Origin of the sequence: Bradyrhizobium sp. ERR14 (assembly GCF_014198235.1) — a bacterium.
Classification (GTDB): domain Bacteria; phylum Pseudomonadota; class Alphaproteobacteria; order Rhizobiales; family Xanthobacteraceae; genus Bradyrhizobium.
The window spans coordinates 26,427-42,224 of the sequence record NZ_JACIHD010000019.1 but is presented as its reverse complement, the minus strand read 5'-3'; the positions used below and the strand labels follow the sequence as shown (position 1 = coordinate 42,224).

Here is a 15,798-nt window from a genome sequence, read left to right as displayed (position 1 = left end):
AGCCCGATGGCACGCGCGCCGGATGTCCATATTTGCGAGGTCGCTCCCCGCGATGGTCTGCAGAATCTCGACATCTTCGTTCCGACCGAAGCCAAATGCGCGCTGATCGACACGATCGCCGCTGCCGGCGTGCGCGAGATCGATGCCGGCTCGTTCGTGCCGCCAAAGGTCGTGCCGCAATTCGCCGACGTCGATACGGTGATGACACACGCGCTCACGCACAAATCGGCGACCATCGGTGCGCTGGTGCCGAACGTGAAGGGCGCCGAGCGCGCCATCGCCGCCGGTGTCAACGCCGTCTACTTCGTGGTCTCCGCCAGCGAGACGCATAATCGCGCCAATGTGCGCCGCACGGTCGATGAGCAGATCGAGGGATTTCGCGCGGTCCGCGCCGCGATCGACGCCCGGCCCGTGGGCCAGCGGCCGCAATTGATGGGCGCGATTGCCACCGCCTTCGGCTGCTCGCTGGAGGGCGAGGTGAGTGAGGCAGCCGTGTGCCGGGTGGCGCGCGCTTTTGCCGAGGCCCGCGCCGACGAGATCGGCCTTGCCGACACCGTTGGTTACGCCACCCCAAAGCTGATCGGCCAGATCGTTGCAGCCGTGCGGCGCGAGATCGGGTCGCAAATGACGCTGCGGCTGCATCTGCACGACACGCTCGGTGCGGGCCTTGCCAATGCCGTCGCCGGTCTCGAAGCCGGCATCCGCCGTTTCGACGCTGCGGTGTCCGGCCTCGGTGGCTGCCCCTTTGCTCCCGGTGCGCGCGGCAACATCGTCACCGAGGACCTCGTATTCATGCTGGAACGCATGGGCCTCTCCACCGGCATCGACCTCGACCGTCTGATGCAGACGCGCGAGATCCTCGCCCGCCATATCCCGGCAAAACATTTGACGGGGCATCTGCACGAGGCGGGCATTCCCAAAGTCCTGCGGAGCGCGGCATGACCACGGCTGCACATGAGACGGCATCGGAGCTTCGCCCGCTCGCCGGGCTTCGCGTCATCGAGTTCAGTCAGATGGTGATGGGGCCGAGCTGCGGCTTGATCCTGGCCGATCTCGGCGCCGACGTGATCAAGGTCGAGCCGCCCAAGGGCGACCGCACCCGCACTTTCAAGGGCCCAGCCGCCGGTTTCTTCGCCACCTACAGCCGCAACAAGCGTAGCATCGCGCTGGATACGTCGACCGCGGACGGCCAGAACGTCGCACGCAGGCTGATCGAGAACAGCGAAGTCCTGATCGAGAATTTCCGGCCGGGCCTCTTGAAACGGATCGGCCTCGACTACGAGAGCGTCGCGGCGTTTGCGCCGCGCCTGATCTATTGCTCGCTCAAGGGGTATCTGCCCGGCCCGTACGAGAACCGCCTCGCGCTCGACGAGGTGGTGCAGATGATGGGTGGCCTCGCTTATATGACCGGCTTGCCCGATCGTCCCATGCGCGCCGGGGCCTCGGTCAACGACGTCATGGGCGGCATGTTCGGCGTGATCGCGATCCAGGCCGCGCTCGCCGAGCGCCAGCGGACCGGCCGCGGCCGTTACATCCAGAGCGCGCTGTACGAAAACAACGTGTTCCTGATGGCGCAGGCCATGATGTGCGAGGTGGTCAGCGGCCAGCCGTCGATCCCGTATTCCATCAAGGACAGTCCGTGGCCGGTCTACGATCTCTTCGACACCAGGGACGGCTCGAAGCTGTTCGTCACCATCGTCGGCGAAGAGCAATGGGCGGCGTTCTGCCGCGCCTTCGATCGTGACGCCTGGCTCGTTGATCCGCGCTTTGCCACGAGCAACGACCGCGTCGATCATCGCAGCTGGCTGATCCCGGAAATCGCGAAGATCTTCAGGCAATGGGACAAGGCCGATCTCGCCGCGCGCCTCGAGCAGCTGGATCTGCCCTACGCGCCGGTCAACAAGCCCGGCGATCTCTTCGATGATCCGCATCTCAACCAGTCGGGCGGCCTGACCGATATTCGGCTGCCCGATGGCGGCGAGGCCAAGACACCGCTGTTGCCGATTTCCATGGACGGAAGGCGACTGCCCAACCGCTACGATCCACCTGGGATCGGTGAGCACAGCGGCGAGATCCTGCGCGAGATCGGCATGTCTCCGGAAGACATCGAGGCGCTGCGACAAGCAGGGACGATCAAGTTCGCGCCGTCCTGACCGATCCGCGTAATCGAACAAAAAACGAGGGAGGAGGAGCACATGAGCATTACTAGGCGCCAGGCGCTGATCGCGGGCTCCGCATTGGCCGGAGCATCGCTGTTGCCGGGGCGATTGCTTGCGCAGAGCAAGCAGGTCTCCCTTGCGTTCGGACCAGTGTCGCCGGTCTACGCCATCGGCATGATCGCCGAGCTGAAGGGGTACTTCAAGGACGAGGGGCTCGATTCCAAGCTCATCACCGGCAATGCCGGCACGTTCGGACGCCAGACGCTGGCGGCAGGGCAGGCGCTGTTCGCGCATGGCGATGCCAGTCACCCGCTCCAGCTCGGCGCGCGCGGCAAGCCATGCAAGATCCTGCTCGCCACCGAGATGGTGTGCTCCTACGCCAACATCATGGTCCGGCAGGATCTCCACGACAGCGGGATCAATTCGGTCGAGAAGCTCGCCGACTACAAGCGGCCGGACGGCGCCAAGCCGATCGTTGCCGCCACCGCGATCGGCTCGGGCACCTGGGTGTTTGGCACCTATGTGTTCGAAGCGCGCGGGCTCGGCGACAAGGTGAACTGGGTCGCAGGCGGCGGGACCAACACGATGTTCCCCTCGCTCCAGACCAAGCAGTTCGACGCGATCATGGCGCCGCCGAGCTGGATCGTCGAGGTCGAGAAGAAAGGGTTTGGCAAGACGATTTACGACACGTCCAAGCCGGGCGTGTTCGAGAAGGATTTCGGCGGCACGCTGCCCGTGCTCGTGATCTACACGCTCCAGGACACGGTGGAGCAGGACAAGGCGTTGGTGCAGGCCTACGTCAATGCGATCTACCGCGCGATGGCGTTCGTGAAGGCGGCGCCACTCGCGGAGGTGCAGGCGCTGGTCACGCCGAAATATTTCTCGGGCATCGATCCCGACGCGGTCAATGCCGAACTCGGCTTCGACAAGTCGACCTGGGCCTATGACGGCGTCATCGACAAGACTGCGTTCGAACGCGGCGCCAAGCCCTGGTACCGCAAGGGCACGGATATTCCAGAGACCAAATACGAGGATGTCGTCGACATGAGCTTCCTCCAGGCCGCCAGGGCGAAATACAAATGATCGCCGCGACGGGCCAAGGCCTTGCGCTCGCGCGCGACTACGATCACACAGCGGCAGCGCGCGTCCGCATTGCCGTGCAGGGGCTTGCCAAGCGCTTCAACGCGTCCGGCCGCGAGTTCGTGGCGGTGGATGACGTCTCATTCGAGGTCAAGCAGGGCGAGTTCGTTGCGCTGCTGGGTCCATCCGGCTGCGGCAAGAGCACCATTCTCAACATGGTCGCGGGGTTGTTGCCGCGCTCGGGTGGACGCATCCTGATCGACGAGGACGCGGTCGAGACCGGCACGGTCAACCCCAGGGTCGGTTATGTCTTCCAGCGCGATACGCTATTTCCCTGGCGAACCGTGGAGCAGAACATCGGCTATGGGCTGGAGATCGCCGGGTTGCCGAAGACCGAGCGCGCCAGCCGCGTCGCTTCGGCGGTCGAGAAGGCCGGGCTCTCGGGCTTTGGTCAGAGTTTTCCACGCATGCTGTCCGGCGGCATGCGCCAGCGCGTCGCCTTGATGCGCACGCTGATCCTGGAGCCCGAGATCCTGCTGATGGACGAGCCGTTCGGTGCGCTCGACACCCACACCAAGCTGGAGATGCACAAGACGCTGCTGGAGATCTGGGAACGCGAGCGGCAGACGGTGCTGTTCGTGACGCACGATCTCGGCGAGGCGCTGACGCTCGCGAGCCGCATCATCCTGCTCTCGGCCCGGCCCGGGCGTCTCAAGGAAGATTTCGACGTCGCCATCCCGCGGCCGCGTGACCCCGTGGCCGTGCGCGAGAGCGCCGAATTCGGCCGCCTCTATTCTCACATCTGGCACTCCCTCGGCGAAGAATTCCGCCGCACCAGGGTCGATTGACCATGTCCAACAACCGCGCCGTGATCCTGTTCTGGCAATTGGCCATTCTCGCAGCCGTGCTCGTCATCTGGCAGTGGGGCTTTGAATGGAGCAAGGCGTTGCTGCCGAGGGCTTACGTGCCCAAAATCCTCGATCCCTATTTTGTCGCCAAGCCGTCGCTGATCTGGCAGAGCTTTCTGCGGCTCGGCTGCTTCGCTGACGCTGGCGGCTTTGCCGCCTGTATCAGGGGCAACGACAACAATCTTTGGCTCGCCACGCTCGTCACGCTGAAGAATACCTGGTGGGGCTTTCTGTTCGGCTCTGCGAGCGGCATCGCCGCTGGCCTCATTCTCGGCCGCTCGGATTTCCTTGCCCGCGTGTTCGGACCCTACATCGTGGCGCTCAACTCGATACCGCGCATTGCGCTGGTACCGCTCGTCATCCTGATCTTCGGCCTTGGCGATCTCTCCAAGATCGCGACCGCCTGGCTCGTCGTGTTCTTCGTGGTGTTCTTCAACACCTTCGAGGGAACGCGGGCGGTCGATCGCGACCAGATCGCTGCCGCCCGTCTGCTCGGCGCCAGCGAGTTCACCGTGCTGCGTACGGTCGTGATCCCGTCCGCGCTCGCCTGGGTGTTCGCTTCGCTGTTGCCGGCGGTGTCTTTTGCGCTGATCGGCGTCATCGTTGGCGAGTTCATCGGCGCCGAGCGCGGCCTCGGCAAGCTCATCATCGAGGCGGAGGCGCGGGCCAATGCCAGCGAGATGATGGTGGCCATCTTCGTCATGATGTTCGTCGGCATCCTGCTGGCGATCGCGGTGCGCTCGCTACAGTCCTATCTGCTACGATGGCAGCCGCAATTCGAGCCATCGGCATAGCGGCCTGACCTCAACGGCTGAACCGCGCCACCAGCTCCACATGCGGCGTGTGCCGGAACTGATCGACCGGCACCACCGCCTCCAGCCGATAGCCGCCGTCGATCAGCAGCCGCGCGTCGCGGGCAAATGTCGCGACGTTGCAGGACACCGCGATCACGACCGGCACCTTGCTCGCGGCGAGCTTAAGCGCCTGCGCTTGTGCGCCCTGGCGCGGCGGATCGAACACGACGGCGTCGAAGTCACGTAGCTCGGGCGGCACCAGGGGGCGGCGGAACAGATCGCGCGGCTCGGCCTTGATCGGCTTCAGGCCCGGCGTGCGCGCGGCTTTCGCCAGCGCTGCGACAGCGCCGGCGTCGTTGTCATAGGCGGTGACGCGGGCCTTCTCTGCGAGCCGCAGAGCGAACGGACCGACACCGCAGAAAAGGTCGAGAACCTCCTTGGCCTTGCCGATGCGCTCGGCGACGAGCGCTGCCAGCGTCTCTTCGCCCGCCACGGTTGCCTGCAGGAACGAGCCCGGCGGCAGCGTCACCTCGGCGCGGCCCATCTTTATTGTCGGCGCCAGGCGTTGCAGCACCAATTCGCCATGCCGCGTCAGCCGCGCCAGGCGGTGCTGCTCGGCGACGCGCGAGAGCGCGGTGACGAGCGCCGTCGGCAGCGGGCCGGAGCCGCGCACGTCGACATCGAGGCCGTTGGCGGTGGCGGTGACCTGGATGTCCAGCGGCTTGGTCACCGGCATCCTGGACGTCAAAGGCTCGGCGAGCGCCCAGGCGGCATCGAGCGCGCCGTCGAGTCCGGGATCGAGGATCGGGCAGCGATGGATCGGGATGACGTCGTGCGAGCTCGTCGCCGAGAAACCGACCTTGAGGATGTCATGCGTGCCGAAGCGGCCATGCAGCGTGACGCGGCGGCGTCCGGCGCCATGGGCATCGACCAGCGGCGCGACCTCGCATGCGATGCCGGCCTGGGCCAGCGTCTCCACCACGATGCCGCGCTTCCAGGCGTGATATGGCTCAGCCGCCCAATGCTGGATGGCGCAGCCGCCACAGACGCCGAAATGCGGACAGAATGGCTCGATGCGCTCGGGGCTTGCGACGTCGACTGCGAGCAGCTTGCGGCGATCGGGATGGTTGCCCACGACGTGATCGACCTCGACGGTCTCGCCGCCAAGCGTGTAGGGCACATAGATCGCTTCGCCGGCGTCGAGGCAGACGCCGTCGCCGCGATGGCCGACATGATCGATCCTGATGCGCTCAACCACGACGCGCGCCCAGGAAGAATTCGATATTGCCGTCGCCGCCCGTGATCGGCGAGGGGAATATCTCGATGTCGGTGCAGCCGAGCGAGGCGGCAAAGGCGGCGATGTCGCCGCAGATTTCCCGGTGCACGGCGGCGTCGCGGACGATGCCCTTCTTGTTGTGCTTCCGGTCAGCCTCGAATTGCGGCTTGATCAGCGCCAGCAGGCTCATCGGCGCTGCCGCCAGCGACAGCGCCACCGGCAACACGGTCTTCAGCGAGATGAAGCTGACGTCGATGACGACGACATCGGGCCGTGCCGGCAGCCGCTTGCCCTCATAGCTGCGGATGTCGGTCTCCTCCATCGACACGATCTTGGGATGGTCGCGCAGCGAAGGATGCAGCTGGCTGGTGCCGACGTCGATGGCGAACACCAGGCTCGCGCCGTTCGCCAGCAGCACCTCGGTGAAGCCGCCCGTTGAAGCGCCGACGTCGAGGCAGACTTGATCTTCGATCTCGATCGGATACCGTTCCAGCGCGCCGGCGAGCTTGACGCCGCCGCGGGAGACATAGGGGTGCGCGGGCTCGGCCTGGATCACGGCGTCCTCGGCAATCGTCTCCGACGGTTTGGCGACCGGCTTGTCGTCGGCGGTGACGAGCCCGGCCTCGATCGCCGCGCGCGCCCGCGCCCGGCTCTCGAACAGGCCGCGCTCGACCAGCAATACATCTGCGCGCTTGCGGGCAGGGGACATCACGCTCTCTTGGTACGGCTCTCGGTACGGGTCTTGGGACGCTTCTTGGGACGATTGATCTGCTTATGTAGCGATCAATCGCGCGGCTGCCATCCGGACGCAAGCCTCGAACGCGGCCAGATCGTGCCAGACGTCGATCGGCATCGCGGCCGGCGTCACCAGCGGACAGCCGTGCAGCTCCAGCGCATGGATCATCATGAGATTGTCGACGAGGCCGAAATCCTCGACCGTCAGTCCCTGCGCGTCGACCAGCCGCCCATCCTCGGAGGTGACCTCCATGAAGCGGCCGACACGGTCGGCATAGGCGGCACCGTCGTTGGAATAGGCCAGGCAGAATTTGCGGCGGCCGGCCATGTAGCCGAGCTCGTAGACGGTGCCGGGATCGGCGCCGGCGCCGCGGAACGGGGTGAGATTGGCAATGATGGCGTCGGCCGCCTCCATCATCGCCTCGTTGCCGCAGAAGATCTGCCGCGCGGCATCGGGCGCGGTGAGATCGATGGCATTGTCGAGGGGATAGAGGCCGGTGAGCCCGTGCGCGGCGCAAATATCGACCTTGCGCCGGCCGATCTCGATCGCATCCGGCAGGAACACGTCGGGGCCTGCCAGATAGATTCTCATGGCTGACTGCTTCGGAGAAATTCAGGCGAGCTGCGAACCGCGGCGAAAACTGCGCTCCCTCTCCCGCTTGCGGGGGAGGGTTGGGGAGGGGGTGTCTCGGCAATCGAGAACCCCCAAGAGGCGAAAACCCTCACCCGGATCGCTTCGCGATCCGACCTCCCCCGCAAGCGGGAGAGGTGTACCACCTCAGGCCAGCTTGACCGTCTCGGCCTTCACGTCCTTGCCGAGCGCCTCGAACACCTTGGCGACGATGCCCTTGGCGTCGAGACCGGCGCGGCCGTACATCGCGGCCGGCGTGTCGTGGTCCTGGAATACGTCGGGCAGCACCATCGAGCGGAACTTGACCATGCCGGTGTCGAGCACGCCCTGATCGGTCAGGTACTGCGCGACATGCGAGCCGAAGCCGCCGACCGAGCCTTCCTCGATCGTGATCAGGATCTCGTGGTCGCGGGCCAGCTTGAGCACCAGCTCGGTGTCCAGCGGCTTCATGAAGCGCGCGTCGGCGATCGTGGTCGACAGGCCATGGGCTGCGAGCTCGTCGGCCGCCTTCTCGCATTCGGCGAGGCGCGTGCCGAAGGAGAGCAGGGCGATCTTGCTGCCCTGGCGAATCACGCGGCCCTTGCCGACCTCGAGCGGGATGCCGACCTCGGGCATCTCGATGCCGCGGCCTTCGCCGCGCGGATAGCGCAGCGAGCTCGGACGGTCGTCGATCGCGACCTGCGTCGCCACCATGTGCACGAGCTCGGCTTCGTCGGCCGCCGCCATGATCACCATGTTCGGCAGGCAGCCGAGATAGGCGTTGTCGAACGAGCCGGCATGCGTGGCGCCGTCGGCGCCGACGAGGCCGGCACGGTCGATGGCGAAGCGGACGGGCAGGTTCTGGATCGCGACGTCATGCACGATCTGGTCGTAGCCGCGCTGCAGGAAGGTCGAATAGATCGCGCAGAACGGCTTGTAGCCTTCGCTGGCAAGACCGGCGGCGAAGGTCACCGCGTGCTGCTCGGCGATACCGACGTCGAAGGTGCGGTCGGGGAAGGCCTTGTTGAAGATGTCGACACCGGTGCCGGACGGCATCGCCGCGGTGATGGCGACGATCTTGTCGTCCTTTTGCGCTTCCTTGACGAGGCTCTGGCCGAACACGTTCTGGTAGGCCGGCGCATTCGGCTTGGCTTTGGCCTGGGTGCCGGTCGCGACGTCGAACTTGACGACGGCGTGGTACTTGTCGGCGGACGCTTCCGCCGGGCCGTAGCCCTTGCCCTTCTGCGTCACGACGTGGACCAGGATCGGGCCGGTCTCCATGTCGCGGACGTTCTTCAGGACAGGCAGCAGATGGTCGAGATTGTGGCCGTCGATCGGGCCGACATAGTAGAAGCCGAGCTCCTCGAACAGCGTGCCGCCGTCCATCATGAAGCCGCGGGAATATTCCTCGACGCGGTTGGCGCGGTTGGCGATGATCTTGGGCAGGCGCTTGTTGATCTGCTTGGCCGCATCGCGCAGCGTGCGATAGGTCTTGCCGGAGTAGAGCCGCGACAGATAGGCGCTCATGGCACCGACCGGAGGCGCGATCGACATGTCGTTGTCGTTGAGGATGACGATCAGGCGCGAGTTCATCGCACCCGCGTTGTTCATGGCCTCATAGGCCATGCCGGCCGACATCGCGCCGTCACCGATCACGGCGATAACGTTGTTCTTGCCGCCGGAGAGGTCGCGCGCCACCGCCATGCCGAGGCCGGCGGAGATCGAGGTCGAGGAATGGGCCGCGCCGAACGGATCGTAATCGCTCTCGCTGCGCTTGGTGAAGCCGGACAGGCCGCCGCCGGTGCGCAGCGTGCGGATGCGGTCGCGCCGGCCGGTGAGGATCTTGTGCGGATAGGCCTGATGGCCGACGTCCCAGATCAGCCGGTCGCGCGGCGTGTCGAAGACGTAATGGATCGCAGTGGTGAGCTCGACCACGCCGAGGCCCGCGCCGAAGTGACCGCCGGTCACCGAGACGGCATCGATGGTCTCCTGCCGCAGCTCGTCGGCAACCTGGCGAACCTGCTCGATCTTGAGCTTGCGCAGGTCTTCCGGCGTCCGGATGGTGTCGAGAAGCGGCGTTTTACTGTATGCGTTCACGGCGATTTCCAATTTGTCAGCGCCGGAAGTTCATTCCGGTGCGCGATGGGTTTGCACAATATCGGCGCAGCGCGAGTCCTCAAACCGTCGGAGCCACCTGCATGGGGCAAGGCCCCGTCTTCAAGCTTAGGTAAGCTTAAGTGCGCTCCGGTTCAGTCTCTGTGATCCCTGTCACTTAGATCGGCTTCGTCCGTCCCAACCAATTTCATTAGCAGTTTGAAGCGCTTGTCGTCGGAATTCTCTGCCCACGCAAGGCTTGCAAAAAGCCACACTCCGCGCAGCTTTACACCAAAGCTTGGGCCAAAGCCAACCCGCAGGACCGATTGGGGGTATGCACATGCAACCGGCGGGCCAGAGTGGTTAACCGTGGCTCGGGACAATGGGTTCCAGCCTTGCCGGGTCCCCTGGCAGGCTTTTCCGCCTGAATGAGATCTTTTTTTGGTCCCGAGGGACGGATTTCCGGACGGATGGCATCGATCCGGCTGCACGGAACCGTGCTGGTTGGCGGGATCGCGCCGTGCGTTCATGAAATCATGGCGGCCACGCTCCCGTGATGACGTTTTGGGGCCTGCCCTCGGAAGGCTGAGCGGGAACTCTCGGCTTTCCTACTGCACGTCCAGCGGTGCGGTGCCGGTGGCCTGGCCGCTGGCATCGGTGGTGATCTTGTCGACGCGCGCCTCGGCCTGGCGCAGCAATTCCTCGCAGCGGCGCTTTAGCGCCTCGCCGCGCTCGTAGATCGTCACGGATTCCTCGAGCGGCACCTTGCCGTCCTCGAGCCGCTTCACGATCGTTTCGAGTTCCTCGATCGCGCGCTCGAAGGTGAGCCTGGAGACGTCGACTTGAGTATTTTCGGCCATATCCGTTTCCGATTGCCCGATTCGCTTTCCTTGCAGTGAAGGCGGGTTTTGCGGGCTTAATGTGGCGGGCGTCGTCACGCGCCCATCAGGGCGCCGACATGCGCCGTAACAGATTCTTTCAGTCCCTGCAGGTCATAGCCGCCCTCGAGCACCGAAACAACGCGCCCTCCCGCGGACTTGTCGGCGAGATCCATCAGCTTGCGCGTCACCCAGGCATAATCCTCCGCGCGCAAATTCAGCGAGGCCAGCGGATCGCGATAATGCGCGTCGAAGCCGGCGGAGATGATGAGCAGCTCGGGGCTGAATTTCTCGAGCTGCGGCAGAATCAAATTCTCGAATGCGGAGCGGAATTCCGGCCCGCCGTCCTCGGAGGCGAGCGGCGCGTTGACGATGGTGTCGTGGTCGCCGCGCTCGCCCGTCGCGCCGGTGCCCGGAAACAGCGGCATCTGGTGCGTCGAGCAGTACATCACGGTCGGGTCCGACCAGAAGATGTCCTGCGTGCCGTTGCCGTGATGCACGTCGAAATCGACGATGGCCGCGCGCTTGATGCCGTATTTGCGCTGGGCGTGGCGCGCGGCGATGGCGACATTGTCGAAGAAGCAGAAGCCCATCGGCTTGCCGATCTCGGCGTGATGGCCGGGCGGACGCACCGCGACGAAGGCGTTGCGATGCTCGCCCGCCATCACCGCTTCGGTCGCCGCCACCGCGCCTCCGACACCGCGCATCACCGCTTCCCACGTGCCAGGGGACATCGAGGTGTCGCCGTCGATATAGACCTGCCCGCTGCTCGGTGCGATGTGGCGCAGCTCGGTGACGTAGTGCTCGTTGTGGCACAGCGTGACGAGATCGAGATCGCCCTCCGGCGCCTGGTCGCGCACCAGGAACTGGAAGCGCTCATGCGACAGCGCTTCCTCCACCGCACGCAGGCGATCCGGCCTTTCAGGGTGTCCCGGCGGCGTGACATGGTCGAGGCAGGCCTTGTGGGAAAGGAGAAGCGTGCTCATCAGGTCGGCCTCATGGATCCGGGCTTTCGACGTCGCTTGGCGCATCCGGCGCCAAAACGCAATGCAAATCCCAATCTATGCGTTTGAACGGGAATGGCAAAGGGTCGTCCGGTTCTGGCCCGTTTGATCCGGATCAATTCACGCGCAGGATGCGACTCAGCGGCAGCGGGCCGATCGGACCGTGCGCCCGGAAGAACGCGAACAGCGCGTCCGCGTCGTAGCCGCCATATTGCGGCGCCGTGCCTTGTTTGGCGACGGTAAAACCATCGCCGCCGACCGCGAGGTAATCGTTGAGGGTGACGCGGTAGCCGCTGGCCTGCTCGATCGGCCTGCCGCCAAGCGTCATCTTGTCGGCGATCACGCGCTCGCCGAATGGCTTCGACGCATCCCAGGCATAGCTGAACCCGTTCGATACCTGGAGAATCCGCGGCCGCTTCGGGTCCAGCCATTGCTGCTCGAGCATGTCCTTGAGCTGACTGCCCGTCAGCGTCATCGTCACGAGGCGGTTGCGGAATGGCTGGCTGGCGAACACGTCGCCGAACGTGATCGCGCCGTTCTCCTTCGGGACGATGTCGGTGCGGATGCCGCCCGGATTGGTGAGCGCGATGACAGCGCTGCCATCCTTGGCGTCCCTGGTCGCGGCAAGCTGCGCGTCCGCGATGATGTCGCCGAGCGCGCTTTCGCCGGCCTCGTTCGGCACGCGCGACAGCGTCTGCGTCACCGATCCGGCCGGCCGGTTGGCGATCGGCGCCGAGAGCCTGTCATAGGCCTCGATCAGCGCGGTCTGCTCGGCGTCCTTCGCCAGCGAGGCGTTGGCGACCATGACGTTCTCGGCTTTGGCGCTGACGATGTCGCGGGTTACAGGATCGAGCTTGAGATCGATCGCGGTGACCAGCGTGCCGTATTTGTCGCCGCTGGTGACGAGCCGTCCGTCGATGTCGCAGACATAGGCGCGGTGGGTATGGCCGCTGACGACGACATCGACGGCGCGGTCGAATCTCTTGACGATATCGACGATCGGCCCGGTAATGGCAGGACATTCATTGTAGTCGCCGGCGGGCTCGCCGCCCTGGTGGATCAGCACCACGATCGCCTCGACGCCGCGCGCCTTCAGCTGGGCGACCTGCGCATTCACCGTCTCGGCTTCGTCGCGGAATTCGAGCCCGGCGATGCCAGCAGGCGAGACGATGCCCGCGGTCTCCTTCAAGGTCAGCCCGATGAAGGCGATCGGGATGCCGTCGAATTCCCGGATATCGTACGGCGGCAGCACGCTGTTGCCCGTCGCGGTCTCGATGGTGGACGCTGCGAGATAACGGAATTTGGCGCCCGTGAACGGATGCGGCCCCTGGCAGCCGTCGACCGGATGACAGCCGCCGTTCTGCATCCTGAGCAGCTCGGTCTTACCCTCGTCGAACTCGTGATTGCCGACCGAGCTGATCGCAAGCCCCATCAGCGAAAGCGCCTCCACGGAAGGCTCGTCGTGAAACATCGCCGACAGGAACGGGCTCGCGCCGATCAGGTCGCCGGCGGCGACGAAGATGGTGTTCTTGTGTCCCTCGCGCAGCTGCTTCACCAGCGTCGCCATGTATTCGGCGCCGCCGGCCGCCACCATCACCTTCCGGGCTCCGTCCTCGGGATCATTGATGCGGATGCCGCCCGGCGGCGGACGCAGATTGCCGTGAAAATCGTTGATCGCGAGCACGCGCAGCTCGACCGGCGCGGCGGTCTGGGCCGAGGCGGGGAGGGCGGAGGCGAGAGCGAGGGCGGCAAGGATGGATCGTAAGGCATTTCGCATGGAACCAAGATTAGTCGGTCCGCGCGAAGATTTCACGAAGCATTATCGTAACCGTGCTGGACTTCTCCCCAACCTCAGTATTGTAGGGTGAGCAAAGTGAAGCGTGCCCACCATCTGACCATGATCGAAGAAAAGTCGTGGGCACGGCGCAAGTGCGCCTTTGCCCACCCTACGATACTGGACTCGCGGAGAGAGGCCGCTACTTCTTCTTCCGGTTCGCAAACGCATTGAACGCCGCCACCGCTTCCTCCGACTTGAGCCGCTCGCCGAACAGATGGCCTTCCTGGTCGATGCGGCGGGTGAGCTCTTCGGCCGGAGCGCGCAGCAATTTGCGGGAGGTTGCGACCGCCTCGGCCGGCAGCCGGCAGATGTCGCGCGCCACCTTGCGCGCCTCGACCTCGGTATGTCCGGGCGACACCACGGTGTTGACGAAGCCTGCCGCGTGCGCCTCCGCGGCGGAAAAAGTCCGCCCCATCACCAGCATGGCAAAGGCGCGCTGATATCCCATCGTGTTCGGCATCAAGAGGCTGGCGGCGCCGACCGGCACCAGCCCGAGATGGATGTAGGGCGCGGAGAAGGTCGCAGCGTTCGAGGCCAGCACGTAGTCGCAGTGAAACAGCATCACGGTGCCCATGCCGATCGAGGCGCCGTCGACGGCGGCGATGATCGGCTTGACGTTGAGGGCGAGCGAATAGAGGAACTTCGCGCCTTCCGACAACGTCTCGGGGCGCGCGGTGTCGGCGTGCATGAAATCGTCGATATCGTCGCCGGCGGTGAACACGCCTGAGCCGCCGGTGATGATCATGCAGCGGATGTCGGGGTTGTTCTGCGCGGTGTCGATCGCGTGGCTCATCTCTCGATACATATCCTGGGTGATGGCATTCTTCTTGCCCGGACGGCGCAGGGTGATGACACGCGTTCCGCGCTCTTCGGTGACGACGATATTGCCATTCGGCATGAGAGCCCCCTGCGCTCGCCGCGATGCTCGCCGCTTCGCGAGTCTCGCCGAGCATCAGCCTACATGATCCGGCAGGCGTGCCAATGCGCTGTGTCAACCTTTTCGGCGCCAACGCATCGCAACAATTGGCTACAATGTTTCATTTGAAAAACCGGTGGTTGTGGTGCACGATCCCGCGGTTCCATGTGACCCGATTGCCCGATTGATGATTGCCGCAACCCGCGTCGACGAATCCTCGCTGCACTACCGCGGCTGGCGCGTCGTGCTGGCCTGCTTCCTGATGGCCTTCTTCATGTTCGGCTTCGGCCTGTATGGCCAGGGCGTCTATCTCGCCGAGCTGCAGCGCGCCCATGGCTGGCCGGGCACGCTGGTCTCCGCGGCCAGCACGTTCTCCTTTCTCCTGACCTCCGTCCTTGTCATCTTCACCGACGATCTGCTCGCGCGCATCGGCTTGCGGTCGCTGATCCTGTGCGGCCTGGCGGCGCTCGGCGCCTCGACGGTGCTGCTGGCGCTGATGCAGACGCCCTGGCAGCTCTATCTCGCCTATGCGCTGATGTCGGTCGGCTGGACCGGCATGGGCACCGTGGTGATCGCGACCGTGCTGAACTCCTGGTTCGAACGCCGGCGCGGGCTGGCGCTCAGCCTCGCATTCAACGGCGCGACCTGCGGCGGCATCATCCTCGTTCCGCTGCTGCTGTCGCTGACCGGCAGCATCGGCTTTCGCTCCGCCATGCTGGCGGCCACGTTCGCGATGATGGTGCTGGTGCTGCCGGTGGTCGTGACCTTCATCGGCTGGCCTGCAGGGACCTCGCCGGCTTCGGGCGGACGCCCTTCCGGTGAGAGCACGGCCGCACCAAGCCATTCCCGCAAGACGCTGCTCGCCAACGCGGCGTTCTGGACCATGGTCTTGCCGATCGCGATCGCGCTGCTGGCGCAGATGGGATTTATCATCCACCAGGTGACGTTTCTCGAGCCGCTGATCGGCCGCTCGGCCGCAGGCGGCGCGGTCACCATCATGGCGGCGATGGCGGTGGTCGGCCGCCTGTCGCTCGGCCTGTTCGTCGACCGGCTCGATCCCCGGCTCGCCTGCGCGGCGTCGATGACGAGCCAGGCGGCGGCGCTGTTCGTTCTCGTGCAGAGCACGAGCCCGACGGTGCTGCTGGTGTGCTGCGCCGTCTACGGCTTCTCGATCGGCAACATGATCACGTTCCCGCCCTTGATCATCCAACGCGAGATCGGTGCCGCCGCCTTCGCCGCCGCAATGGGATTGGGCACCTCGATCAGCGGCGTCGTCAGCGCCTTCGGTCCGGGCATCGTCGGGCTCGTGCGGAGCTTGACGGGCAATTACACCGCGGCTTTCGCGATGTGCGTCGTGCTGGATCTCGTGGCGGCGGGCGTCGTGTTGTGGCGGCCTGGGAGAAGCGCGAAGGCCGTGGCCTCGTAGCCCGGATGGAGCGAAGCGTAATCCGGGATTCGTGCCATGAGCGACGTCGGCCCCGGATCGCGCTGCGCTCCATCCAGGCTA

General features: G+C 65.3%; 14 protein-coding genes. 6 read left to right on the top strand and 8 right to left on the bottom strand.

All coding sequences use genetic code 11. The annotated features are described in order from the left end of the window. The first annotated feature begins 6 nt into the window (after nucleotides 1–6). From GGD62_RS32610 to GGD62_RS32590, 5 genes are read left to right on the top strand one after another with little or no spacing between them, the layout of a single operon-like run. Nucleotides 7–942, top strand: coding sequence for a hydroxymethylglutaryl-CoA lyase (locus tag GGD62_RS32610; RefSeq protein WP_183712289.1), 936 nt, complete (start codon nucleotides 7–9; stop codon nucleotides 940–942). Continuing rightward, on the top strand, nucleotides 939–2,153 hold the full coding sequence (locus tag GGD62_RS32605; protein ID WP_183712287.1) for a CaiB/BaiF CoA-transferase family protein: 1,215 nt from the start codon (nucleotides 939–941) through the stop codon (nucleotides 2,151–2,153). Before GGD62_RS32610 ends, GGD62_RS32605 begins: the two co-directional genes overlap by 4 nt. 42 nt (nucleotides 2,154–2,195) lie before the next feature. Next, entirely contained in the window at nucleotides 2,196–3,242 is a 1,047-nt protein-coding gene (locus GGD62_RS32600) for an ABC transporter substrate-binding protein (RefSeq protein WP_183238675.1), read from the top strand. After that, a complete protein-coding gene (locus GGD62_RS32595) occupies nucleotides 3,239–4,087 on the top strand; it encodes an ABC transporter ATP-binding protein (protein ID WP_179735355.1) in 849 nt (282 codons plus the stop codon). Before GGD62_RS32600 ends, GGD62_RS32595 begins: the two co-directional genes overlap by 4 nt. A 2-nt stretch (nucleotides 4,088–4,089) precedes the next feature. Further along, complete coding sequence (locus GGD62_RS32590) at nucleotides 4,090–4,941, top strand: ABC transporter permease (protein ID WP_020508811.1); 852 nt, start codon at nucleotides 4,090–4,092, stop codon at nucleotides 4,939–4,941. Nucleotides 4,942–4,951: 10 nt separating this feature from the next. Here the strand turns inward: GGD62_RS32590 and GGD62_RS32585 are convergent, their stop codons facing one another. The 8 genes from GGD62_RS32585 to GGD62_RS32550 form a co-directional block, all read right to left on the bottom strand. Then, nucleotides 4,952–6,199 carry a methyltransferase gene (locus tag GGD62_RS32585; RefSeq protein WP_183712285.1) on the bottom strand — a complete coding sequence of 416 codons (1,248 nt, stop codon included), beginning with the start codon at nucleotides 6,197–6,199 and terminating at the stop codon, nucleotides 4,952–4,954. Continuing rightward, entirely contained in the window at nucleotides 6,192–6,926 is a 735-nt protein-coding gene (locus tag GGD62_RS32580; protein ID WP_183712283.1) for a TlyA family RNA methyltransferase, read from the bottom strand. The genes GGD62_RS32585 and GGD62_RS32580 overlap by 8 nt, the downstream gene beginning before the upstream one ends. 63 nt (nucleotides 6,927–6,989) lie before the next feature. Continuing rightward, the gene (locus GGD62_RS32575; RefSeq protein ID WP_183712281.1) at nucleotides 6,990–7,544 is read right to left on the bottom strand and encodes a nucleoside 2-deoxyribosyltransferase; all 555 of its coding nucleotides are present in this window, start codon (nucleotides 7,542–7,544) and stop codon (nucleotides 6,990–6,992) included. A 186-nt stretch (nucleotides 7,545–7,730) separates the two neighbouring features. Then, nucleotides 7,731–9,659 (bottom strand): 1-deoxy-D-xylulose-5-phosphate synthase, encoded by a 1,929-nt coding sequence (gene dxs / locus GGD62_RS32570; protein ID WP_026202775.1) that lies wholly within the window; start codon nucleotides 9,657–9,659, stop codon nucleotides 7,731–7,733. A 605-nt stretch (nucleotides 9,660–10,264) separates the two neighbouring features. Beyond that, complete coding sequence (locus GGD62_RS32565; protein ID WP_008132970.1) at nucleotides 10,265–10,516, bottom strand: exodeoxyribonuclease VII small subunit; 252 nt, start codon at nucleotides 10,514–10,516, stop codon at nucleotides 10,265–10,267. A 74-nt stretch (nucleotides 10,517–10,590) separates the two neighbouring features. After that, nucleotides 10,591–11,520, bottom strand: coding sequence for a histone deacetylase family protein (locus GGD62_RS32560; RefSeq protein WP_026202776.1), 930 nt, complete (start codon nucleotides 11,518–11,520; stop codon nucleotides 10,591–10,593). 133 nt (nucleotides 11,521–11,653) lie between these two features. Continuing rightward, nucleotides 11,654–13,315, bottom strand: a complete 1,662-nt coding sequence (locus GGD62_RS32555; RefSeq protein WP_183712279.1) for a bifunctional UDP-sugar hydrolase/5'-nucleotidase — start codon at nucleotides 13,313–13,315, stop codon at nucleotides 11,654–11,656. Nucleotides 13,316–13,514: 199 nt separating this feature from the next. Further along, nucleotides 13,515–14,273: an enoyl-CoA hydratase-related protein gene (locus GGD62_RS32550; RefSeq protein ID WP_092259911.1), complete on the bottom strand. Its 759-nt coding sequence runs from the start codon at nucleotides 14,271–14,273 to the stop codon at nucleotides 13,515–13,517. Nucleotides 14,274–14,478: 205 nt separating this feature from the next. On the opposite strand from GGD62_RS32550, the gene GGD62_RS32545 reads away from it, so the two are divergent. Beyond that, complete coding sequence (locus GGD62_RS32545) at nucleotides 14,479–15,717, top strand: MFS transporter (protein ID WP_183712278.1); 1,239 nt, start codon at nucleotides 14,479–14,481, stop codon at nucleotides 15,715–15,717. Nucleotides 15,718–15,798 lie beyond the last annotated feature (81 nt).